Here is a 22,656-nt window from a genome sequence, read left to right as displayed (position 1 = left end):
TCCACCCCGGGCACGACCCCGCGCAGCAACTCGGGGACGGCTGATGGGGCGTCCGATTCGGTCGGCGGGTCAGGACGGCCGGCGTCAGCCCGCGAGGGCCACCTGGTCCGTCGCGAAGTCGCCCTCCGCATCACCGGTGGCGCCCGCGCGCGTCGCGGCGCGCCCGGCGACGAAGATGTACATCCAGAACGCGGTGACCGCGATGACGCCGATCACGATCTTGAGCCACCAGGGCATCAGCGATCCCGTCACGTAGCCCTCGATGAGGCCCGACAGGAGGAGCGCGATCACCAGCCCGATCGCGACGCCGACCGCAGCCCGCCCCTCCTCGGCGAGCGCCCGCGACCGCGGCCGCGGTCCGGGGACGAGCATGGTCCAGCAGAGGCGGAGCCCGGTGCCGGCGGCGACGAACACGGCGGAGAGCTCGAGCAGCCCGTGCGGCATGATCAGCTGGAAGAAGATGTCGAGCGCCCCCGCCTCGGCCATGATCGCGCCCGCCACCCCGAGCTGCAGGACGGTGCTGTACATCAGGAACAGGGGGTAGACGCCCGTGATCCCGAACGCGATGCATTGCGCCGCGAGCCAGCCGTTGTTGGTCCACACGGTGGCGGCGAACGAGGTCGAGTCGTACTCGGTGTAGTAGCTGGCGAACTCCTCCTGCGCGATGGCGGCGCGCACCTCCGGCGGCCCGACCAGGTCGAGCGCGTCCTCGTGGGTCACCGTCCACCAGCCCGAGACGAACGCCATGACCAGCACGGCGAGCGTGACCGCGACCGCCCACCAGCGCACCCGGTGGAGCGCCGCCGGCAGGCCCACGAGAAGGTAGCGCGCCACCTCTCGCGTCGACGCCGTGTGGGCGCCGGTCAGCCACACCCGCGCGGAGGCGAGCAGCACCGAGAGCCGCGAGACCAGGGTCGGCTCCGGCGCGGCGGATCTCACCGTCGACAGGTCGCCCGCGGTCGCCTGGTAGAGCCTTGCGAGCTCGTCGGCCTCCGCGCCGGTCAGGCGGCGCGCGCCCGCGAGCTCCTTCAGCCGCGCCCAGCGGCGCTCCCGGGAGGCGCTGAAGGAGTCGATGTCCACGCCGCTACGATGCCACAGGAGCCCGATGAGGAGGAGAGCGTGGACGACGAGGACCAGATTCTCATCGGTGAGGGCGTGGTGCTCGACTCGGGCGCGGCCCCCGTCACGCTGAGGATCCTGTCCGGGGCCCTGGACATGCTCGTGGTGCTGGTGCTCTACGCCGCCGGGTTCGGGCTGGTGGGGCAGCTCCTGCCCGCGGTCGGCGACGCGTGGGCGCGCGTGCTCGTGATCGGCTGGACCGTGACGTGCCTCGTGATCGTGCCGACCACGGTCGAGACCCTGTCCCGGGGCCGTTCGGTCGGCCGCTGGGCGGCGGGCCTGCGGGTCGTCCGCGACGACGGCGGCCCCGTGTCCGTCCGCCACGCGCTCACCCGGGCTCTCCTCGGCGTGCTCGAGATCTACGGCACGGTCGGCACGCTGGCCGTCACCGTCTCCGTGCTCGGGGCGCGCGGCAAGCGGATCGGCGATCATCTGGCCGGCACCTACGCGATGCGCACGCGCGGCAGCCGCAAGGCCCTGCCGCCCCTGTCCATGCCGCCCGGCCTGGGCGAGTGGGCGCGGACCGCGGACATCACCCGGCTGCCGGACGGCCTGGCGCTCACGGGCCGCATGTTCCTCGCGCGAGCCGATCGGATGCACGCGCCCTCGCGAGTACGCCTGGGATCGCTGCTGAGCGGGCGCATGGCGACCCATGTCTCGCCGCCCCCGCCGGCGGGCACCCATCCCGAGGCGTTCATCGCGGCGGTCCTCACGGAGCGACGCGACCGTGAGTGGGTCCTCGAGTCCGCGCGGATGAGCCGGGCCGAGGCCGACGGCGACGCGCTGCGCCGCCTGCCCTACGGCATCCCGGACGTGGACTGACCCGTCGGCTCCTCGGCGTGACGGACGTCGGGCTCGATGAAGATCAGCCGGACCGCGGGGACGGCCGCGCGGACCAGCGCCTCGGCCCTGTCGGTCCGCTCGCCGATCTCCGCGAGCGACGCCTCCGGCTCCGCGGCCACCTTGACCGCCAGCAGGATGTCCTCGGGGCCGAGGTGCGAGGTGCGCAGGTGGATGACGTCGGGGTAGCCGCCCTCCGCGAGCGCGGCGCGGATCCTCGCCAGGTCCTCGTCGGTCGCCGACTCCCCGAGCAGCATCTCGCGGGTCTCGCTGCCGAGCACGATCGCGATCGTGACCAGCAGGAGCCCGATCGCCGCCGAGCCGACCGCGTCCCAGCGGCCGTCATGCGTGACGAGGGTCATCGACACCCCGAACAGTGCGAACACCAGGCCGATCAGCGCGCCGAAGTCCTCGAGGAGGATCACCGGCAGCTCGGGCGAGCGCGACCGGCGGATGAACCTGCCCCAGCCGACGTTGCCGCGGATCTTGTTCGACTCGCGGATCGCGGTGCGGAAGGAGAGCCCCTCGAGCACGATCGCGATGACCAGCACGGCGATGGGCACCCACTGCCACGACTCGATCGGCTCCGGATCGTGCCACTTGTGCCAGCCCTCGTACAGCGCGAACAGGCCGCCGACGGTGAAGAGCACCACGGCGACCAGGAACGCGTAGTAGTAGCGGTACCGCGAGAATCCGAACGGATGCTCAGGCGTCGCCTCGCGCTTCGCGGCCTTGCCGCCGACCAGCAGCAGCACCTGGTTGCCCGAGTCCGCGACCGAGTGGATCGCCTCCGCGAGCATCGACGACGCGCCCGTGAGCGCCCAGGCCGCGAACTTGGTGACGCCGATGCCCAGGTTCGCGCTGAGCGCCGCGACGACAGCCTTGGTGCCGCCCTCGGTCGACACGTCAGCCCTGCCGGATGACCGCGAGCACGCGGTCGCGCATGCGCTCCATCAGCTCCTGGCCGTCAGCCTCCGAGTTGAGCCGCAGCAACGGCTCGGTGTTGGACGGGCGCACGTTGAACCACCAGCGCTCGCCCTCCCCCGGGGCGGGCCAGTGCTCGACGGTGAGGCCGTCGAACTCGTCGGAGTAGACGTCCTCGGTGACGAACGCCTCCTTCACGCGGGCGAGCGCCGCGGGGACGGAGTCGACCTTCGAGTTGATCTCCCCGGAGGCGACGTACGGGTCGTGCGCCGTGAGCATCTCGGACAGCGGTCGGTCCTGGGTGCCCAGCGCGGCGAGCACGTGCATGGCCGCGATCATGCCCGAGTCGGCGTACCAGAAGTCGCGGAAGTAGAAGTGGCCGCTGTGCTCGCCGCCGAAGATCGCGTTGAGCCGCGCCATCTCCGCCTTGATGAAGCTGTGGCCGACGCGCGACCGCACCGGCGTGGCGCCGGCCGCCGCGAGCTGCTCGCGCACCGCGCGCGACGAGATCAGGTTGTGGATCACGGTGGGCTGCCCACCGGATGCGAGCTCGCGCGCGGTCTCCCGCAGGCCCACCAGGCACGTGATGGTCGACGGGGTCACGACCTCGCCGCGCTCGTCGATCACGAAGCAGCGGTCCGCGTCGCCGTCGAACGCCAGGCCGATGTCCGCCCCGTGCTCCCTGACGGCGGCCTGCAGGTCCACGAGCGTCGACGAGTCGAGAGGGTTCGCCTCGTGGTTCGGGAAGGTGCCGTCGAGCTCGAAGTACAGGGGGATGATCTCGAGGGGCAGCCCGGGAAGGCCCGCCTCGGTGCCGAGCACCGCGGGCACGGTGTACCCGGCCATCGCGTTCGCCGCGTCGACCACGACCTTGAGCGGCCGGATCCCGTCGAGAGGCACCAGCGAGCGCAGGAAGGCCCCGTACTCCCCGATCATGTCGCGCGTGGACTCGGTGCCGGGCGTCTCCGCCGCGGGCGGCTCCTCCACCAGGTAGCGTGCGGCGGTCTCACGGACGTCGACGAGGCCGGAGTTCTCGCCGACCGCCCGGGCCCGGGAGCGGCACATCTTCATCCCGTTGTACTCCGCCGGGTTGTGGCTCGCGGTGATCATCACGCCGGGCAGGTCGAGCGCGCCCGAGGCGTGGTAGAGGCCGTCGGTCGAGCACAGCCCGATGCGGACCACGTCGACCCCGCGCCGCGTGAGCCCCTCGGCCACCGCGTCGGCGAGCCACGGCCCGCTGTCGCGCATGTCGTGACCGATCGCGACCGTGGTGCCCCCCTCGGGGAGCACGATCGCGTCGGCGAAGGCCGCGCCGATCGCGCGGGCGACCGGGGCTGTCAACGTGTCGCCGACGATGCCGCGGACGTCGTAGGACTTGATGAGGGCGCTGAGATCAGGTGCGTCGGTCACGCCCTTAGGTTAGCGGGACGCCCCCACCCGGCCGCTAGGGGGTCCTCAACCGTCGGTGGAGATGACGCGGAGGTGCCCGCGGCGCGGCTCGGACGCCACCGGCGCCGGCACGGTGAAGGTCGCGGCGGGCCGAGGCCGGCCGGCCTCACGCACCGCTCGGGCGAGCGCCTCGAGGTCGTCGGTCGACGGCTCGGGCTCGACATACTCGGCCTGGATGTGCACGACGTCCCAGCCGCGCGGCGCGGTGAAGCGGTCGGCGTGATGCGCGCACAGGTCGTAGGAGTGCGGCTCCGCCGTCGCGGACAGCTGACCGACCACCACGGTCGAGTCGGCGTACACGTAGGTGAGCGTCGCCGCCGCGGGTCGGGCGCACGAGCTCCGCGAGCACTGCCGGGTTGCCATCACGGTTCGAGACGCTACCCCGCCGCCGGGGCGCGCGGGCGCTGCCACGCCGGGGTCGCGGTAGCCTCGCTACCATGTCACGCCGCGACCGCCACGGGCGGGGCCTGCGCCGCCCGTTGCTCCCGTTCGGCGCACCCGGGCATCGCACCCGCGCCGAGCGCTTCGACGACGCGCTGGCCGATGCCGCGGAACGCCTCGCGGCGCGGTGGGGAGGCGAGTGGGGGCGCATCGAGTTCGGGTCCGAGGACGTTCCGCCCTCCGACCCGACGCCGTGGGAGGACGGCGTGCCCCTCGGACGCCTGTTCCCCGCCGAGCTCGGCCAGCCGACCCGGATCGTCCTGTACCGACGACCGATCGAGCAGCGCGTGGAGCCGGGCGACCTCCCCGCCCTGGTGCGCGACGTCCTGGCCGAGCACGTCGCCCACGTCCTCGGCATCGCACCCGAGGACGTCGACCCCGACTACGGCACCTGATCCCGGTCAGGACGGCTCGACGTACGCGCCGCGGGTGACGTCGACGCCGATCGGCTCGACATCGGTCCGACGCGGCGTCAGCCGGGAGACGAAGCCCGGCGAGTCCTCCAGCACGAGCTCCCACGCGAACCCCGCGGTGCCGGTCAGCTCGGTGCCGGCGGCCACGTCGATCGGGAGGGACGCGACGGTGCCGGCGCTGAGGGTGCGGCTCACCACCTCGGCACCCGACGCATCGGTGAGGGTGAAGGTGCCGACCGTGGGCGCGTAGACCACCACGGCCGTGGTGTGCTCGCCGACACGGACGGACCTCGGCATGCCGTCCGCGATCGCCTGCGCGGGCGACCAGGCGAGGTCCCAGGCCTGCGCGTCGCGCGGGCCGTCGATCACCGCGCGCGGCACGCGGACCATCGCGGCGGCCGTGACCGGCGCGTCGGCCTCGATGGTGATCGCGCCCGCGTCGACCTGGGGCACCACGACCTCCGTCACCACACCGGGCTCGAGCTCGAGGGCGCTCACGCCTCCCCACGTCACGGCTCCCTCTCCGGTGAGCAGCGCCAGATCCAGGGTCGCACCCTCGGGGGCCATCAGGCGGAGGAGCGTCTCGGCGCCGTCGGCGGCGCTGCCCACGCCCGCGATCACGAGCGAGCGGGCGGGAGAGGCCGAGGGCACCACCCAGTCGGTGCCGGCGGGCTGGAAGCCGTCGAGCCGCGAGTCCTGGATCGCCGCGACCACGCCGGCTCCCGTCGCCGTCACGCGGGTGACGAGCGCCGCCGTCTCGGCCGCGACCCCCTCGATCAGCAGGTCCTGCTGCCCGCCCGCGGCGACGGACACGACGGTGCGGTCGTCGACCGGCCCCAGGGGGCCGTAGTAGGTCACCGTGACCTCGGTCGACGCCTCGGTCGGGTTGGTGAGCACCAGCCGGGCGCTCGACCCGAGCGCGGTCGAGCCACCGACCAGCCACTGCTCCTGCGACGGCGCCGTGCAGCCGGCCGCCGCCAGGCCCGCCACGTCGCCGCCGCCGACCCGCTCGACGGAGGCCCCGGTGTCCGCGCCGGTGGTGAAGCCGGCCCCGGCCCCCTGGCGGTCCTCCCCCTCGGCGTCGTACGCGACGTCGTCCGAGCCGGAGTCGAGCGCGGCGTCGCCGGACTCGATCTGGCCCACCGGGATCTCGACCTGACCCGGGCAGGCGAGCGGCTGCTGGTCCGGCGTCACCTCGCCCTGGAAGGGCGCGGACGCGAGCGGCTCGCCCGCCGGGATCGCCCCCGTGAGGGCCGCCGCCGCGACCACCGCCGCGCCGGCGACCACGGCGCCGACCGCGCTCCATCGCATCGTCATCGCCTCACCGCCCTGTGCCGCCGGTCGTGCAGGGGGATCATCCCGATCATGGCCCATCCGATCGCGACGACCGCCGCCCACCACCACACCCGGTAGTTCCGGTCCTCGTACTCGTATGCGACGTGCGCGGCACCCGACGGGACCGCGAACGCCACCCGCCCCAGCGGATCGTCGACCCGCTCGAGCGCGACGCCGTCGGCGGACGCCTGCCACCCGTCGGCATCGGGCACAGCGACGATCAGGCGGCCCTCCTCGAGGGCCTCGGCGACCACCTCGCCTCCCCGGCCGTCGGAGTCGAGCACCACCGCGTCGGCGCCGCCCGTCTCGATCCACGCGCGCGACACGGGCGCGTCGCCCGCCGTGCGCGGCACCCGGTAGCTGGTGCCGTACTCGCTCGCCCCGATCAGCCGCAGCCCCGCCATCTGGCTCAGCGCGCCGCCGACCTGCGGCGATTCCGGCGCCGCGACCACGACGCCGACGCCCCAGTCGGCGAGCGGCTGCTGCGCGGTCGCCCCCGAGCCGGCCAGCAGGGTGACCAGCGGCTCGAGCACCTCCCCGGGATCGGAGCCTGCGGCGAGGAGGGACCCGTCGAGCGCGCGGTCGGCGCGACCGGCCAGCAGCACGGTCCCGTCGGTCTCGAGCAGCGAGTAGCGGACTCCCGCGTCGGTGTCGGCGACCACCAGGACGCGTTGGCGGGTCGGCAGGTCCTGCTCGAGCGTCGCGACCAGCGGCAGCACCCGGGCGTCGACGGGATGCACGTCGCCCCGCTCGGCCCGGCCCGGCCAGGCCTCGACCACCACCGCTGCGGCGATCACCCCGCACGCGGCGACGATCCCGAGCGAGAGCGCGAGCCGCCGGCCGGCGCGCGCCCGCCCGGTGCCGGCGTCCCAGGCGCGGAACGATGCCGCGGCGACCGCGGTGAGCAGACCGAGCACCATGAGCGAGCTGCCGGGGCCGGCGAAGCCGTTCGCCTCCGCACCCGTCGAGGTCACGGGGACCACCACCGTGCGCTGCGCGGCGACGGCCACCGTGAGACCCACGGCGGCGACGCCGAGCCCCGCGGCGACGCGCGCCGGCGCCCGTCCGGACAGCAGCGCGAGCGCCGCCGCGGCGACCACGGCGAGCCCGACCGCGCCGACCACCAGCGTGCCGGGAAGGTCCAGGCCGGGCACCCCGCGCGAATGGTCGGTCAGGCCCAGCAGGATGCGCCACGGCGACGTGACGCCGGATGCGATCGCGGGTCCGGGTTCGCGCGCGAGGATCGCCCACGTCTGCGAGGTCAGCGGTCCCGCCTCCCAGGCGGCCACCAGCGCCGGCCCGGAGACGATCAGGGGCGCCGCTGCCGCGCTCCACACGCGCCAGCGCGCACCCCGGGCGAAGGCACCCGCGACGACGATGGCCGCGACCAGCGGGGCCAGGAGCACCGGCGCCGCGACCACGATCACGGCCGTGGAGAAGGCGGCGCCCATGGCGGCGCTCGGGGAGGCGAGACGCACCGGCGGATGCTCCTCTCCGTCGCCCACCGCCTCGCCGCGGTGCCAGCCGGCCGCCCGGGCGATCGCGAGCGCGGCCCACGGCAGCATCACGTGCGCGATGACAGCGCCCACGCGGCCGTCCGAGATCGCCTGGAGGTGGAGGGGCCAGAGCCCGTACGCGAGCGCGATCAGGGCGCGTGCCCACAGCGAGCGCGTCGCGGCGCCCGAGGCGAACCAGGCGGACATCGCCGCGAGGGCGACCCCGAGACCCAGCAGCAGGCCGATCCACACGCGGGTCCCGCCGGGAAGGGCGGCGGCGGGGAGCATCAGGGCGGCGAACGCGCCGTCGAGCGAAGGGGCGCCCAGGCCCTCGACGGTCCAGCCCGACCAGGTGCGCTCCCACAGGTACGACAGCGGCACGTCTGTCACCCCGAGCGCCTCGCCGGCCAGCATGCGTCCGCCGATGAGCGCGCGCAGCCAGGTGCCGTGCAGCAGCACGGAGACCGTGATCGCCGCGACCAGCACGGCGCCCAGCGCGGCACGCCGCCGCAGGCCGGCCGCAGCGATCTCCTGCGCGACCATGTCGGTGGGCGCGGACGCCGCCTTCCAGCGGTCGTACGCGCGCAGCTCGCGCGACCTCACGTGCGTCGCGACGCCACGGACGCCCACCAGGAACGGGCGCACGGCCGAGCGCGGGCGCGATGCGCCGCGGCGGATCCGCGCGCGCATGCCGGGGACGGCGGGCAGGCGCGCCAGCACGCGCCACGGCACGGCCAGGTCGGCCCCGACCATCCGGGACTCGTTCTGCGCGATCCGGAGCACCGCGCGCGCCAGCGCCGAGAGGAACATCCACACGAGCAGCACCGGCACCCAGGGCAGCCGGCTCCAGGACAGCGCGTGGAGCCATTCGCCGGTGCGCCGGAGCCCGTAGGTCGCGGCACGGCCGCGGCCGCCATGGCGCAGCCCGTCGAGGCCCTCCTGCGCGTGACGCATCAGCGCGGTCGGCACGATCACGACGTCGTCGCCGGCGCTCCAGGCGCGGCGGCACAGATGGAGGCTGGACCCGTAGCCGCGGTACGCGGGCTCGACACCGCCGAGCCGCTCCCAGGCCTCCCGACGCACGAGCGCGCCCGCGAGCGAGGCCCCGAGCACGTCCTCGCGCTCGTCGTACTGGCCCTGGTTGATGTCGTCCTCGTCGACCAGATCGATGCGGCGGGCGCCCACGCGGGTGGTGCTGATGCCGAGACCCACCAGCCTGCTGGTGTCGTCCCACCGCACCTGCGCGGGAGCGATCACCGCCGCGGCCGTGCGCCGCTTCGCCGCGGCGACCAGCAGCGCCAGCGCGTCGGGCAGGGGCGCGGTGTCGTCGTGCAGCAGCCACAGCAGCTCGCGGGAGTGCGCGGGGTGGGCGGCGAGCACCGCGTCGACGGACGCGCCGTAGTCGGCGGCCAGGTCGACGCTCCGGTCGACCTCGAGGCCCTCAGGCGCCGCCCCGTGGTCCTCGCCGGCGGGGGTCACGACGTGCACGACGTCGGGTCTCACCGACTGGGCGGCCACGGCCGCGAGCACCTCGGGAAGCAGGGTGGAGCGACCGTCGGAGACGACGACGGCGCGCACCAGCAGGCGCGCAGAGCTCATCGCGCTCCCACGCAGACTCTCCGCTCAGACAGCGCGCCGCTTGAGCTTGCGGCGCTCACGCTCGGAGAGGCCGCCCCAGATGCCGAAGCGCTCATCGTTCGCGAGCGCGTAGTCGAGGCACTCGGAGCGCACGTCGCACGACGCGCACACCTTCTTGGCCTCGCGGGTCGAGCCGCCCTTCTCGGGGAAGAACGCCTCGGGATCGGTCTGGGCGCACAGCGCGCGCTCCTGCCACGAGAGCGGACCGTCATCGTCCGTCCCGTCGAAGATGTCGACCACCGACGCGAGCGTCGAGGCCGGCTTGCCTGCGTCGGAGGGCATCGAACCGTCGTAGATATTCCACATGGCCCCCACCTCCGTTCACCACGAGAACTGCCGATCTCGCTGACGGGACGTACCTCCCGCCTAGAGGAATTACACCCGTGTAAGCACGCCCCGTCAAGTCGAAGTGCGCGATCCGTCACGACGGTCCCGCACGCGCGCCCGGGCGTGTCGCGCGGCCCCGCCGCCCGGCACCGCGCCATAGCGCCGTGATGCGCGCATCGAGCATCTCCGAGCCGCGGTGGGGCGCGGCCGGGATCGCGCTCGCCCACGCCTACACTGACCGGCAGGACGGGGGCCGGAGGCGGACGATGCTCGACGAGGTGCTGGTCGCGGCGCGGCACTCCCGCGGCGACAGGTGGCGCCGATGGCTGTGGTGGGGCGCCATGGCCGGGGTGGCCGTCCTCGGGTTCCTCGCGGTGTACGCGAACACCCTGGTCACCCAGCTGGACACCACCCTCACCGCCAACGCGCAGGACGTCGACCACATCGTCGGCGCCCGCCCGAGCAAGTCGGCGACGCCGACCGACGGTGCGGCGGGCGAACCGCTGACCATCCTCCTCATGGGGTCCGACACGCGCATCGGCGCCGGCAACCAGGCGGTGGGCGGCGGCGACGTCGAGGGCATGCGCAACGACACGACCATCCTGGTCCACGTCTCCGGTGACCGCACCCGCATCGACGCCGTGTCGATCCCGCGCGACGCCCAGGTGGAGATCCCGGAGTGCACCTACCTCGACGGCGGCACCCACCCGGGCGGCACCGGCGACTTCAACATCGCGTTCTCGAACGGGGGCGCGCAGGGCAACGCGGCCGAGGCCGCGGCGTGCACCATCAAGACGGTCGAGCAGCTGACCGGCGTCTACATCGACCACTACGCCGTCGCGGACTTCGACGGCTTCATCCGCATGGTCGACGCGATCGGCGGGGTCCCCATGTGCATCCCGACCAGGATCGTCTCCCGCGAGGCCGACCTCGACCTCGAGGCAGGGCCGCAGATCCTCGACGGTCACGAGGCGCTCGGCTACGCCCGGCTCAGGAAGGCGGAGGTCGGCGGCGTCTCCGGCTCCGACCTCCAACGGGTGACCCGGCAGCAGCAGCTGCTCAGCCAGGTGGCGAGGACGGTGCTCGCGAAGAACCTGCTCACCGACGTGGGCGATCTCACACAGTTCGTGCGCGCGGCGGCGGAGTCTCTCACCATGGATCCCGAGCTGGCGGATACCTCGTACATCATCGGTCTTGCCTACGCGCTGCGCGGCATCGATCCCGGCGAGATCACCTTCGCGACGGTCCCCTGGCAGTACACCCCGGACTTCCTCGACGTGGAGCTCCTGCCCGAGGCGGAGCAGATGTGGGACGATATCCGGAACGACCGCCCGCTGTCCGTCACCGCCGAGGGAGATGCGAGCTCCGCGTGGGACGACGGCAGGAAGACCTCCGAGACCCCCGCGCCGGCCGCCTCGACCGACCCCGATGACGGCGACGGTGGCTCGGGATCCGGGGCAGCCGACCTCCTGCTGGAGTGCCGCTGAGCACGGCTCGGAACCCGAGGCACGCATCGGGCGTTGTGTCGCCGGACCACCGCAGCGTGCCCGCACGCCGACCACAGGAGCATGAATGACCGCCGAGGTGACCGACCCTCGAAGCAGCCGCCGCCTCAGGCATGCCACGCGCATCCCCGCTCATCGCGCGCTCGCGGCGGTGCTGTCGGTGATCGCCGCGTTCGCCGGGTTCGGCATCGTGTTCGTCGAGACCAGCCTCAACCGGATCAACGACAGCTTCACGACGCAGGACATCTCGGCGCTCCTGCCCAAGGTGACCCCCACAGCCTCGGCCGACCCCGAGGACGCGGCCGCGGGCCAGGCCCTGAACATCCTCCTGCTCGGCTCCGACACCCGCCTCGGCGAGGACAACCAGGAGCTCGGCGGCGGCGACGTCGAGGGCATGCGCAACGACACGACGATCGTGATGCACATCTCCGCCGACCGCAGCAGGATCGAGATGGTGTCGATCCCGCGCGACTCGCGGGTGGCGATCTCGGACTGCAGGATGCTCGACGGCAGCACCGTGAAGGGCTGGACCGGCAAGTTCAACATCGCCTTCGCGAACGGCGGCAGGAACGGCAACGTCGCCGAGGCGGCGGCATGCGTGGCGACCACCCTGTACGACCTCCTGGGCCTCGAGATCGACCACTATGCGGTGGTCGACATGGAGGGCTTCACGGAGGTCGTCGACGCGCTGGGCGGCGTGCCGATGTGCATCCCCAACGACGTGTACTCGAAGAAGGCGCACCTCGATCTGGAGGCCGGGGCGCAGGTGCTCGACGGCGAGACCGCGCTCGCGTGGGCGCGGGCCCGGACCGGCACCGGGCTCGGGGACGGCTCCGACCTGATGCGCATCGACCGTCAGCACGAGCTGCTGACGAACATCGCGCGCAAGGCCCTCGGACTGAACCTGCTGACCGACGCGACCAAGGGCACCGCCTTCATCACCGCGGTGGCGGAGTCGCTCACCATGGACCCCGAGTTCGGCGACTCGCACTACCTGCTCGGACTCGCGTGGAGCCTGCGCAACTTCGACACCGAGAATCTCTACATGACGACCATCCCGTGGGAGTACCCCGGCGACGGCACCGGCGACGTCGTGTGGAAGGAGGCCGAGGCGCAGGCGATGTTCGACGCCATCATGGCCGACGAGTCGATCATCCCCGAGGCCGACGCCACCGACCCGACCGCGAGCGCGAGCGCGACGGCATCGCCGGAGGCCTCGCCGTCCGCGACCTCGAGCGCGTCGGCGACGCCCAGCATCACGCCCAGCCCCGAGCGCGAGACCGAGCAGGACATCCTCGACTCCTGCGTGATCGACCAGTAGCCCGCCGCGCGTGAGAGGGGCCGCCCCGAGCGTCGGGGCGGCCCCTCTCGCGTCGGGGGACGATGCGGGTCAGGCGCGGCGCAGGGCCTCGCCCTTGGCGTAGGCCAGATCGCGGAGCTCCTCCTGGAACTCCCGCATGCGCTCGCGCAGTCGCGCCGCCTCGGCGCCCTCGCCCGCCCCCAGGATGCGGGCGGCGAGCAGGCCCGCGTTGCGCGCTCCTCCGATCGACACGGTGGCGACCGGCACGCCCGCGGGCATCTGGACGATGCTGAGCAGCGAGTCCATGCCGTCGAGGTGCTTCAGCGGCACCGGCACGCCGATCACGGGCAGCGTGGTCACGGAGGCGAGCATGCCCGGCAGGTGCGCGGCGCCGCCGGCACCCGCGATGATCACCTGCAGGCCCCGCGACTCGGCCTCGCGACCGTAGGCGATCATCTGCTCGGGCATGCGGTGGGCGGAGACGACGTCCTTCTCGAAGGCGATGCCGAACTCCGCGAGCGCCTCCCCTGCGGCCTTCATGGTCGGCCAGTCGGAGTCCGAGCCCATGACGATGCCCACCCGAATCGCGCTCATGCCGCACCTCCGTCCCTCACGATAGCGGCGGCGGCGACGGCGCGGCCGTACGCCTCGTCCCGCGTGGCGGCCGAGACGTTGACGTGGCCGACCTTCCTCCCCGCGCGTACGCCCTTGCCGTAGAGCTGCACCTTCGCGCCCGGGTCGCCGATCTCCGCCAGCGCATCGGTGAGGGTGGCGCGGGCACCGCCGAGCACGTTGGCCATCACGGTCCAGGGGGCCGTCGGGGCGGTGTCGCCGAGCGGCAGGTCCAGCACCGCACGCAGGTGCTGCTCGAACTGGCTGGTGACCGCGCCGTCGATGGTCCAGTGGCCCGAGTTGTGGGGACGCATCGCCAGCTCGTTGACCAGGATGCGGTCGCCGGCGAGGAAGAGCTCCACCGCGAGCACGCCGGTGACGCCGAGGCCCTCCGCGACGGCCTCGCCGATGCGCGCGGCCTCGGCCGCCACGTCGCCGGGAAGGTCGGGAGCCGGCGCGATCACCTCGGAGCACACCCCGGCCCGCTGGATCGACTCGACGGTCGGCCACGCCCGCATCTCGCCCGATGGACGTCGCGCGACGAGCACGGCGAGCTCGCGGTCGAACGGCACCTTCTCCTCGAGCAGCACGCGCGGGCCGCCGTCGGCCGCGGCGCGCAGCCAGTCGGCGGCCTCGTGCGGGGCGTGGATCACCCGCACGCCCTTGCCGTCGTAGCCGCCGCGGGAGGTCTTGAGCACGCCCGCTCCGCCGTGCACGGCGAGGAAGTCCTCGACGTCGCCTTCGGTGTCGACGTGGGTCCACGCCGGGTTCGGCAGGCCGAGCGCATCCATCCGCGTGCGCATCTCGATCTTGTCCTGTGCGAAGAGCAGGGCGTGGAGCCCGGGACGCGCGGGCACGCCGCACTCCTCGGCGGCGTCGAAGACGTCCGCCGGGATGTGCTCGTGCTCCCACGTCAGCGCGGCGGGGCGGGGATGCGCGAGCAGCCGCTGGATCGCATCGGGATCCGTCGGCAGGCCCACCACCGTCTGGTGCGCGGGCAGGGCGGAGGCGGCCTCGGGCGACTCGACCAGGACGCGCAGGGTCAGGCCCAGCGCGGTGGCGGGTGCGGCCATCATGCGGGCGAGCTGCCCGCCGCCGACGACGGCGACGATCGGGGTCATGGGGTCAAACCTACCGGGGTCCGGGCGGCGCTAGGCTCGACCCTCGTGACCATCACGGGCTGGGTGCGCAGGCGCGCGGGCGAGCTGACCCGCTTCTCCGTCGTCGGCGTCGCCGGCGTGGTCGTCAACCTCGGCGTCTTCAACCTGCTGCGGCTCGGTCCGCTGGCGCCCGACTCGACCGTCGCGGGCGACGACGACCGGGTGGTGACGGCGAAGGTGGTGGCGACGCTCGTGTCGATCCTGTTCGCCTGGGTCGCGCATCGCGGCTGGACCTTCCGAGGGCGCCGACGGCACCGCCCGGCCCGCGAGCTGGTGCTGTTCGGCCTGGTCAACGCCGCCGCCCTGGCCGTGGAGGCCGGTGCGGTGGCGGTGAGCCATCACTGGTGGGGCCTCACCAGCCTCTGGGCGGACAACGTCGCCTCGGTGATCGGCATCGGCCTCGGGACCATCACCCGCTACGCGGGCTACTCGCTGTTCGTGTTCGCGGATGCGGACGACGCGGCACGCACGGGACAGGCGTCCGACGCCTCCTGAGGCCGAGCGCCGCGCGCGCCTCAGCGCCGCCGGCGCCGCGGGTCCACCGCGCGTCCGTGCGGCACGATCTCCTCGAGGTCGACCATGCGGGGCACCCCCTGGAGGAAGACCGCGAACATGGCGGGGACGCGCTGCGCGAGCTCGAGCCGTCCGCCGTCGGCGGTGACGAGGTCGCGCGCGAGCGCGAGGCCGAGCCCCGTGCCCTTCCCCGATGTCACCTCGCGCTCGAAGATGCGACCGGCGAGGTCCTCGGGGACGCCGTCCCCCTGATCCCCGACCTCGATCACCACGGCGTGGTTCTGTCCGGACTCCCGCGCGACCACCCGGGTCACCCCGCCGCCGTGCTTGAGCGAGTTCTCGATGAGCGTGGCCAGGACCTGCGCGAGCCCGCCGGGGGTCGCGAACACGGTCGAGTGAGTCGGCTCGATCACCAGGGTGCGGCCGGCCTGGTGGAAGGGCCCCGACCACTCCTCGCGCTGCTGCTCGAAGACCTCGTCGAGCTGCACCAGCTCGGTGCCGGACCCGAGGGCGCGGCGCGACCTGCCGAGCAGCTCGTCCACGACTCCGACCAGGCGCTCGACCTGCTCGAGGGAGCGCTCCGCCTCCTCGCGGACCTCGGCCTGATCCGTCATGAACGTGATCTCCTCGAGCCGCATCGTGAGCGCGGTGAGCGGCGTCCGGAGCTGGTGCGAGGCGTCGGCGGCGAACTGGCGCTCGGTCGCGAGCCGGGCGGCCATGCGGTCGGCGCTCCGCGCGAGCTCGTCCGCCACCATGTCGATCTCCTCGATCCCCGTGGCCTCGAGCCGTGGCCGCACCTGGCCGGATCCGAGCTGCTCCGCCGACGCCGCGAGATACACCAGCGGCGCCGCCAGACGGTTCGCCTGCCAGACGGCCATCGCGATCCCGGCGACGATCGCGACGGTGCCGGAGGCGACCACGAGCGCGATCATCCTGGCGCCCTGCCAGAACACGTCCCACCACGAGATGTACGCGAGCACGCGGATCCCCGACTCGGTGGCGTAGCTCTCGGAGTACGCGGGAGACGGCTCCTCGCCGCCGGTCACGACCGTGCCGTCAGGCAGGGTGACCTGGATGTAGGACGGCGAGCCGGGCGTGCGGCTCACGAACGAGTTGACGTTCTCCTCGGTGATCGACTCGCCCGACTGGTAGCGGACGTCGAGCGCGCGGGCCGCGGTCGACGCGCGCGACTCGAGGTCACGGAGGGCGTCGTCGCGGATGATCTGCACCACGGCGACCGCCAGGGGGATGCCCAGCATGATGACCGCGACCGCGAGCGCGGAGACGGTCGCGGCGAGGACGCGGCGGCGCACGCGCCCCGCCTAGGCGTCGTTCTCGAAGCGGAAGCCCATGCCGCGAACGGTGGTGATGTACTGGGGGCTCGCGGCATCGTCCCCGAGCTTGCGGCGCAGCCACGACACGTGCATGTCGAGGGTCTTCGACGGCGCCCCGGCATCCGCCGACCACACCTCGCGCATGAGCTGCTCCCGCGACACCACGGAGCCCGCGTGCTGCACGAGGACGTGGAGCAGGTCGAACTCCTTGCCGCTGAGCTGGAGCTCGTCGGACCCGAGGTAGGCGCGGTGGCCCGCGACGTCGATGCGGACCCGTCCCACCTCGAGCTCGCCGCCGGGCTCGGCGCCGGTGCGACGGCGCAGCAACGCGCGCACGCGCGCCAGCAGCTCCGCGAGCCGGAAGGGCTTGGTCACGTAGTCGTCGGCGCCGGCGTCGAGGCCCACCACGAGATCCACCTCGTCGGCGCGCGCCGTGAGCATCAGGATCGGCACCTGGAGGCCCTTGTCCCGGATGCGTCGAGCCACGTCGACACCGTCGATGTCCGGCAGCCCGAGGTCGAGGATGACGAGGTCCGCGTCGTCCGCGGCGTCGACCCCTCCCACGCCGGTGCCGTGCCACTCGACGTCGTACCCCTCGCGACCCAAAGCACGGGTCAAGGGTTCTGAAATGGTCGGGTCATCCTCGACCAAAACAATTCGCGTCATGCCGATACATTACCCGCCCTTTGCCGGAAATCAACGCCGGCCGCGCCGCGCCGCCGCACCGCGCGGGCGCGCGGTGCCCCGCCACTACGCTTGGGTCGCGTGACGCGTCGCCGCCCGGACCTCGGGACCCTGCTGACGGGCGAGCGCGCCGCCGCGGGCCTGGTGGCCGCCCCCGAGCGCATCGTCCTCACGCTCGTGATGCTCGCGCTGTCCGCCGGGCTCTGGGTGTCGGTCGGCGCCCACGAGCCGTGGACCGTGCTCCCCACCGCGCTGATCGGCGTGGCGGTGACGTGGCGGCTGGTGCCGCGCCCGGCGGCCGTGGCCCCGGCGGAACGCACCGGTGCGATCGCGGCGCTGTCCGGGGCGGCGGTCTGGGCCGTCGCCAACGCCGTGCTCTCCGCCGAGTACCTGGTGGTCGTGCGCGACCCCGGCTTCCTGACCCTGTCCGGGCTGTGGCTCGTCGACCACCCGAGCACCGACATCCCGTCGCTCGGCGCCGTCGACGCCGCGGCGGTCGACGGCACGGTTCTCGCCGATGCCTCGGAGGCGTGGAACCTGCGGGGCGACACGGTGCAGCCTCAGGGTGCGAAGATGCTCCCCGCGGTCATCGCCGTGGGCGGCTGGATCGGCGGCGACCGCGGCGTGCTGGTGGCGAACGTGGTGATCGGCGCGGTGGGCCTGCTCGCGGTGTACGCGCTCTCCCGTCGCATGCTCGGTCCGCTGGCCTCCCTGGCGCCGATGGCGGCCGTCGCCGTCTCCGTCTCCCACATCGGCCTGTCGCGGTCGGCCTACAGCGAGCCGCTCACCCTCGTGACCCTGCTCGCGGCGACGCTGTGGCTCTGGCGCGGCATCGCGGACCGGCGCGCGGCGCTGGTCGCCCTCGGCGCGGTGACCAGCGGAGCGATCGCGCTGATCCGGATCGACGGCGCGGCCTTCGCGCTCGGACTGCTCGCGACCGGGGTCCTCGCGCTGGCGCTCGGCGACGGCCCGCGGGGCCGCCGCGCGCGGGACGCCCTCGTGCTGCTGGTGCTCCAGGCCGCCGTGCTCGCCGGGAGCTATGCGGCGCTCTGGCGGTGGAGCGAGGCCTACGCGGAGCGGCTGGGCGACCAGGCGGAGCGCATCATGCTCGCGTACGGCGGCATCACGCTCGTGCTCGCGGCGTGGGTGCTGTCGTGGCTGGCCGGCGGGGACCGGATCGCGACCCGGGTACGGGACAGGCTCGGCCGGCGCGGCGCGATCGGCGCCGGCGTCGCCGTCATGGCGGTGCTCGCGGTGCTGGCATCGCGTCCGCTGTGGTGGGTGTCGCACCGCGGGACCGAGACCAGCGTCGACCGCTTCACCAACTCGGTCGTCGAGGCCTTCCAGGCGTCGCAGGGCCTCGAGATCGACCCGACACGCACGTATGCCGAGCACACCGTCGCGTGGCTCTCCTACTACCTCACGTGGCCCCTGGTGCTGCTGGGGATCCTCGGCTTCGGCCTCGCCACGGCCTGGACGCTGCGGCGCCGTCCCGAGTGGGCGCTCCTGCTGGGCGCCGCGCTCCCCACGTCGCTCCTGTACTTCTGGAACCCGGAGGTGGTCCCCGACCAGCTGTGGGCGTTCCGGCGATTCGAACCGGCCACGCTGCCGGGATTCGCCATCGCGGCGGCGATCGCAGCGTGGTGGCTCGTCGCGCGCTACGCGCGTCCTCGCACGGAGCAGCGCCTGCGTCTGGTGGCCGCCGCATCGTTCGCGGTGCTGCCGCTGACCACGTGGGTGTCGATCAAGCCAGGCGACACGCAGCCCGTGGCGGCCGCGGTGCCCGTGTTCGTGCGCGAGATGGGCGGCGCGCGCGACCAGCTGGCCGACCTGTGCGCGCTCGCGCCGGGCCGGCCGATCATCCTCGCCGGGACGTCGTCGCACTTCGGGTCGCTCCGGGTGACATGCGACGAGCCCACCGTGCTCGCACTCGCCGAGCTCGCTCCCGCCCAGGTGGCGGACATGGCCGCCGTCTGGGACGTGGCGCCGGTGGTCCTGACGCGGAACCCGGAGTGGTTCACCTGGTCCGCGGATCCCGTGGTGGTGCAGCACTCGACCATCGACCAGGCGAGCTACGACCTCCAGCAGATCCCACGGACCTACTTCACCCGCACCTACGACTGGTACGCGGGCATCGTGCAGGCCGACGGGACCCTCGAGCCGGTCGCGCCGGGCGGGCAGGCGGTCGTCACCAGCCCCTGATCGGCCCCGGCCCCGTCCACAGCGGACGGCGTCCGCGCGGTGGCCCGCCGCGCCACCGCGTCGACTTGCGGGGTGATCATCTCCGTCGACGGCGTGGGCGACCTCGAGGTCGAGCCCGGCACCCCCGTCAGCCTGATCCTCGCGGCGGCGGGCGCCCCGGCCGCGCGGTGGTGCGGCGGCGCACGTCTCGACCCGCGGCATCGCGCCGGCCGGCCGCCGCTGGTCCACGCCGCCCTGCTCACCTCCGGACCTCAGGCGTCGCCGCCGCCCGACGGCCGGCCGCACCTCGCCGTCATCGCCGGCCCCGATGCGGGGCTCGGGCTCGCGCCGGCCGCGCGGGCCGCCGTGGGCCGGTCCCCGGACGCCGCGCTGGTGATCGCGGACCCCGCCGTCAGCCGCCGCCACGCGGAGGTGGACGAGCGCGGACGCCTCCGGGACCTGGGATCCGGCAACGGGACGGTCCTGGTGCGGCGGGGCCGCCGGCGGCGGGTCGGGCGACGCCGGATCGCCCTGCGCCACGACGACGTGATCTCGGTCGGGGCGAGCGTCCTCGCCTGGAGGGAGCCGCTCGCCGACGCCCCGGGCCCACGGTCGTCGATCCCGCACGGGCGGTCCCTCGGCTCGCTGGCCGGCGCTACGGTCGGCGCGGCCGCGATGGGCGTGATGTCGGGCCGCTGGTGGCTCGGCGCGCTGCTGGCAGCGGCGACGGCCGCATCGGCGGCGGTGGCGTGGGCGCGGGGCCGGCCGCGCCACGCCGCCCGCGATCGCGACGGGCTGGAGCGGCTCGGCTCGCTCCCGCTGCCCCTCGCCATCGTCGGACCGCGGCACCGGGCCGCGGCGGCGGCACGGGCGGTCGCCGTGGTCGCGGATCGCGCGTGGGATCGCGAGGCCGGCGAACGGTGGGAGCGCTGGCTGGCCTCGGACGCCGCGCCGGGGAGCCTGGTCCTCGTGGCCTCGCCGGACCTCGTGCCCTCCGAGGCCGTCACCGTGCTCGACCTCGACCGAGGACTGCTGACGGTGCGCGGCGAGCCGCGCGCCTGGACGCCGGCGTCGATGAGCGCACGCACCGCGGAGACGCTCGCGCGCGCCGCCCGCGGGACGGGGACCGAGCCCGTGCGCGACGTACGTTGGGGTGAGCTCGCCGCGGTCACCCGGTCGGGTCCGGCACGGGCACGGACGCTGCGGGCGGCGATCGGGAGGGACGCGAGCGGCGATGTGATCCTCGACCTCGACGCCGACGGCCCCCACCTGCTGGTGGCCGGGACCACGGGATCCGGCAAGTCGCTCCTGCTCGAGACGCTGGTCTCCGCGCTCGCCCACGACCACGCCCCTGAGGACCTCGCGCTCGCCCTCATCGACTTCAAGGGCGGCGCCGGCCTGGGCCCCTGCGCGGGCCTGCCCCACGTGGGCGGGCTGCTCACGGACCTCGAGCCACGACTCGCGCGGCGCGCGCTGCAGGGCCTCGCTCACGAGCTCCGCCAGCGGAAGGGAGCGCTGCGGCAGGCCGGGCTGCCCTCCTGGCACGCCTGGGAGGCCGCGGGTGGCGCGCCGCCGCGGCTCGTGGTGGTGATCGACGAGTTCCAGGAGCTCGCCGCCGCGGACCCCGGGTTCCTCACGCAGGCGGCGACGCTCGCCGCGCAGGGGCGCTCGCTGGGGATGCACCTGGTGCTCGCGACGCAACGACCCGCCGGGGTCGTCACGCCGCAGATCCGCGCGAATGTGAGCGCGGTGATCGCGTTGCGCGTATCGGGCGCGGCCGAGTCCCACGACCTGCTCGGCGACGACGCCGCGCACCGGCTGCCCGCCGACGCGCCGGGCGCGGCCGTGCTGCTCACCGCCCGCCGCCGCACGGTGTTCCGTGCCGCGGTTCCGGTGGTCGAGCCGCGACCACCCGCACGCCTGGTCGGAAGCCCCGCGGCCCCAGGGACGGCGCTCGCGTCGGAGGCCGCGCGACGGTGGGCGCAGCACGCGCCTGCGACAGCGCTGTGGCTGCCTCCGGCGTCGCTCGACACGGATCCCCTGCCCGGCTCGGCGGGCTGGCTCGACCTCCCCGCCGAGCGGCGTCGCGCGCCGCTGGTCTGGGATCCGGGCGAGGGACCGGCGCTGGTGCTCGGGCCCCGCGGCGCGCGCCGGGCGGCGGCGATCGCGGCGCTCGCCGCCTCGACCCCGGGCACGCTCGCCCTGCCGGAGGATCCCCGCGAGGCGGTCCGGACGCTCGAGCTCGCGGCCTCCGGCGCCGTGCGGGCGGTGGCCGTCGAGGATGCCGAACGTGCGCGGCAGGCGCTCGAGGACTGCCTTCGTGCGCCGGGCGAGCAGGCCCTGGAGGAGCTGGCGCGGCGCGTGCCGCTGATCCTCGGATGCGCACCCGGCTGGCCCGTGCGCTGGAGCGCGCGTGCCGCGCTGCGGGTGGTGCTGCCCGAGGTGGACGCCACCGAGCGGTCGCTCTGGGGGGTGCCCGCCGAGCTGCAGGCCGACGGGGCGGCCGACGCGTGCTCCGTCGCGATCGGCGCCGGCGGGGCGGCGGCGGTCGCGCTCCGGGCGGCCGGCCCGTGGCGGCCTGCCACGCCCCTGGTCGCGCCTCTACGGTGCGGCCCGGGTCTCGCGGCGGACGCGCTCGGCGTGCGAGGCGATGAAGCGGCACCCCTCCGGCTCGCGGGGGAGGTCGAGGTGGCGGGTCCGCCGCACCCCCACCGGTCGCTGACCGTCGAGACCCTCCGCCGTCACGGCATCGAGCCGCGGGTCGCGGCGGCGCCCGGAGGAGCCGGCGTGGTCGACGCGACGATCGTGCCGGCGCCCTCGCCCGCGCTGCTGCGCGGCTGGGGCGTGCGCGTGCCACCCGGGCTGATCGACCCCCAGCCGGTGACCGGACGGGTGCTGCTGCTCACCTCGGGAGGCTGGGAGGCGGCTCAGCTCCGCGTCGAGACGAGCGCACCCGCGTCAGCCGCGAGGCGCGACCACGTCCCGTGACGCGACGATCACGAGCACGCCGATCGCCGCGCCGACGGCGGCCGCGGGCAGGCCGACCGCGGGTCGTGACTGCACCAGCGACACGCCCGCGAGCGTGAGCAGGGCCTGCCAGGTCACCGCCGCCGAGACGGACCACCGTGCGCCGCGACGGAGCCCGCGGCCCGCGAAGGCGAGCCCGACCGCGATGCACACCGCGAAGATCGCGAGCCCGATCGCGAACATGGGCTGCGGGAGCGAGAAGGCATGCACGCCGTACGCGACGCCCGCCGCCGCGAGCCCCGCGGCCTCGATCCAGAGGGCCACCGCGGCGGCCGTCCGGAGGCTCTGGACCCGGGACCCGGGTCCGGTTTCGGTGCCCGACATGGGCTCTCCCTTCATGCTGTGAGCGAACCCACAG

General features: G+C 74.5%; 19 protein-coding genes. 7 read left to right on the top strand and 12 right to left on the bottom strand.

Annotated features, from left to right (window positions below; translation table 11 throughout):
- Positions 1–84 precede the first annotated feature (84 nt).
- The gene (locus QQX13_RS04965) at positions 85–1,080 is read right to left on the bottom strand and encodes a stage II sporulation protein M (protein ID WP_301152669.1); all 996 of its coding nucleotides are present in this window, start codon (positions 1,078–1,080) and stop codon (positions 85–87) included.
- Positions 1,081–1,119: 39 nt separating this feature from the next.
- On the opposite strand from QQX13_RS04965, the gene QQX13_RS04960 reads away from it, so the two are divergent.
- Complete coding sequence (locus tag QQX13_RS04960; RefSeq protein ID WP_301152667.1) at positions 1,120–1,941, top strand: RDD family protein; 822 nt, start codon at positions 1,120–1,122, stop codon at positions 1,939–1,941.
- On the opposite strand, the gene QQX13_RS04955 is transcribed toward QQX13_RS04960, so the two are convergent.
- The 3 genes from QQX13_RS04955 to QQX13_RS04945 are packed head-to-tail and all read right to left on the bottom strand — an operon-like array spanning position 1,917 to position 4,695.
- Positions 1,917–2,864 (bottom strand): cation diffusion facilitator family transporter, encoded by a 948-nt coding sequence (locus QQX13_RS04955; protein WP_301152666.1) that lies wholly within the window; start codon positions 2,862–2,864, stop codon positions 1,917–1,919. The genes QQX13_RS04960 and QQX13_RS04955 overlap by 25 nt on opposite strands.
- Position 2,865: 1 nt before the next feature.
- A complete protein-coding gene (locus tag QQX13_RS04950; protein ID WP_301152665.1) occupies positions 2,866–4,293 on the bottom strand; it encodes a phosphomannomutase/phosphoglucomutase in 1,428 nt (475 codons plus the stop codon).
- Positions 4,294–4,338: 45 nt separating this feature from the next.
- Positions 4,339–4,695: a DUF3499 domain-containing protein gene (locus tag QQX13_RS04945; protein WP_436968556.1), complete on the bottom strand. Its 357-nt coding sequence runs from the start codon at positions 4,693–4,695 to the stop codon at positions 4,339–4,341.
- 74 nt (positions 4,696–4,769) lie between these two features.
- On the opposite strand from QQX13_RS04945, the gene QQX13_RS04940 reads away from it, so the two are divergent.
- A complete protein-coding gene (locus tag QQX13_RS04940) occupies positions 4,770–5,168 on the top strand; it encodes a metallopeptidase family protein (protein WP_301119884.1) in 399 nt (132 codons plus the stop codon).
- A 6-nt stretch (positions 5,169–5,174) separates the two neighbouring features.
- Here the strand turns inward: QQX13_RS04940 and QQX13_RS04935 are convergent, their stop codons facing one another.
- The 3 genes from QQX13_RS04935 to QQX13_RS04925 are packed head-to-tail and all read right to left on the bottom strand — an operon-like array spanning position 5,175 to position 9,961.
- Positions 5,175–6,497, bottom strand: a complete 1,323-nt coding sequence (locus QQX13_RS04935; protein WP_301152663.1) for a DUF5719 family protein — start codon at positions 6,495–6,497, stop codon at positions 5,175–5,177.
- A 2-nt stretch (positions 6,498–6,499) separates the two neighbouring features.
- A complete protein-coding gene (locus tag QQX13_RS04930; protein WP_301152662.1) occupies positions 6,500–9,616 on the bottom strand; it encodes a glycosyltransferase in 3,117 nt (1,038 codons plus the stop codon).
- Between the two features lie 24 nt (positions 9,617–9,640).
- Complete coding sequence (locus QQX13_RS04925) at positions 9,641–9,961, bottom strand: WhiB family transcriptional regulator (protein WP_301119876.1); 321 nt, start codon at positions 9,959–9,961, stop codon at positions 9,641–9,643.
- Between the two features lie 188 nt (positions 9,962–10,149).
- Here QQX13_RS04925 and QQX13_RS04920 point away from each other — a divergent pair, with 188 nt between their 5' ends.
- Positions 10,150–11,469 carry an LCP family protein gene (locus QQX13_RS04920; RefSeq protein ID WP_301119874.1) on the top strand — a complete coding sequence of 440 codons (1,320 nt, stop codon included), beginning with the start codon at positions 10,150–10,152 and terminating at the stop codon, positions 11,467–11,469.
- Between the two features lie 85 nt (positions 11,470–11,554).
- A complete protein-coding gene (locus QQX13_RS04915) occupies positions 11,555–12,808 on the top strand; it encodes an LCP family protein (protein ID WP_301152660.1) in 1,254 nt (417 codons plus the stop codon).
- Positions 12,809–12,877: 69 nt separating this feature from the next.
- On the opposite strand, the gene purE is transcribed toward QQX13_RS04915, so the two are convergent.
- Together purE and QQX13_RS04905 are read right to left on the bottom strand one after the other, a co-directional pair.
- On the bottom strand, positions 12,878–13,381 hold the full coding sequence (gene purE, locus QQX13_RS04910) for a 5-(carboxyamino)imidazole ribonucleotide mutase (RefSeq protein ID WP_301152659.1): 504 nt from the start codon (positions 13,379–13,381) through the stop codon (positions 12,878–12,880).
- Complete coding sequence (locus tag QQX13_RS04905; protein ID WP_301119868.1) at positions 13,378–14,520, bottom strand: 5-(carboxyamino)imidazole ribonucleotide synthase; 1,143 nt, start codon at positions 14,518–14,520, stop codon at positions 13,378–13,380. The genes purE and QQX13_RS04905 overlap by 4 nt, the downstream gene beginning before the upstream one ends.
- Before the next feature lie 45 nt (positions 14,521–14,565).
- On the opposite strand from QQX13_RS04905, the gene QQX13_RS04900 reads away from it, so the two are divergent.
- A complete protein-coding gene (locus QQX13_RS04900; RefSeq protein ID WP_301119866.1) occupies positions 14,566–15,054 on the top strand; it encodes a GtrA family protein in 489 nt (162 codons plus the stop codon).
- Positions 15,055–15,074: 20 nt separating this feature from the next.
- Here the strand turns inward: QQX13_RS04900 and QQX13_RS04895 are convergent, their stop codons facing one another.
- Complete coding sequence (locus tag QQX13_RS04895) at positions 15,075–16,385, bottom strand: ATP-binding protein (protein ID WP_301119864.1); 1,311 nt, start codon at positions 16,383–16,385, stop codon at positions 15,075–15,077.
- Between the two features lie 9 nt (positions 16,386–16,394).
- Positions 16,395–17,072: a response regulator transcription factor gene (locus QQX13_RS04890; protein ID WP_301119862.1), complete on the bottom strand. Its 678-nt coding sequence runs from the start codon at positions 17,070–17,072 to the stop codon at positions 16,395–16,397.
- 99 nt (positions 17,073–17,171) lie between these two features.
- Between QQX13_RS04890 and QQX13_RS04885 the strand changes: the two genes are divergently transcribed.
- Both QQX13_RS04885 and QQX13_RS04880 read left to right on the top strand, forming a co-directional pair.
- The gene (locus QQX13_RS04885) at positions 17,172–19,292 is read left to right on the top strand and encodes an ArnT family glycosyltransferase (RefSeq protein WP_301152658.1); all 2,121 of its coding nucleotides are present in this window, start codon (positions 17,172–17,174) and stop codon (positions 19,290–19,292) included.
- 72 nt (positions 19,293–19,364) lie between these two features.
- A complete protein-coding gene (locus tag QQX13_RS04880; protein WP_301152657.1) occupies positions 19,365–22,259 on the top strand; it encodes an FtsK/SpoIIIE domain-containing protein in 2,895 nt (964 codons plus the stop codon).
- On the opposite strand, the gene QQX13_RS04875 is transcribed toward QQX13_RS04880, so the two are convergent.
- A complete protein-coding gene (locus tag QQX13_RS04875) occupies positions 22,230–22,622 on the bottom strand; it encodes a hypothetical protein (RefSeq protein ID WP_301119856.1) in 393 nt (130 codons plus the stop codon). The two genes, QQX13_RS04880 and QQX13_RS04875, sit on opposite strands and share 30 nt — an antisense overlap.
- Positions 22,623–22,656: the final 34 nt, after the last annotated feature.

The sequence above is a fragment of the Demequina lignilytica genome (assembly GCF_030418375.1).
GTDB lineage: Bacteria > Actinomycetota > Actinomycetes > Actinomycetales > Demequinaceae > Demequina > Demequina lignilytica.
This window is presented reverse-complemented; position numbering and strand designations above follow the sequence as displayed.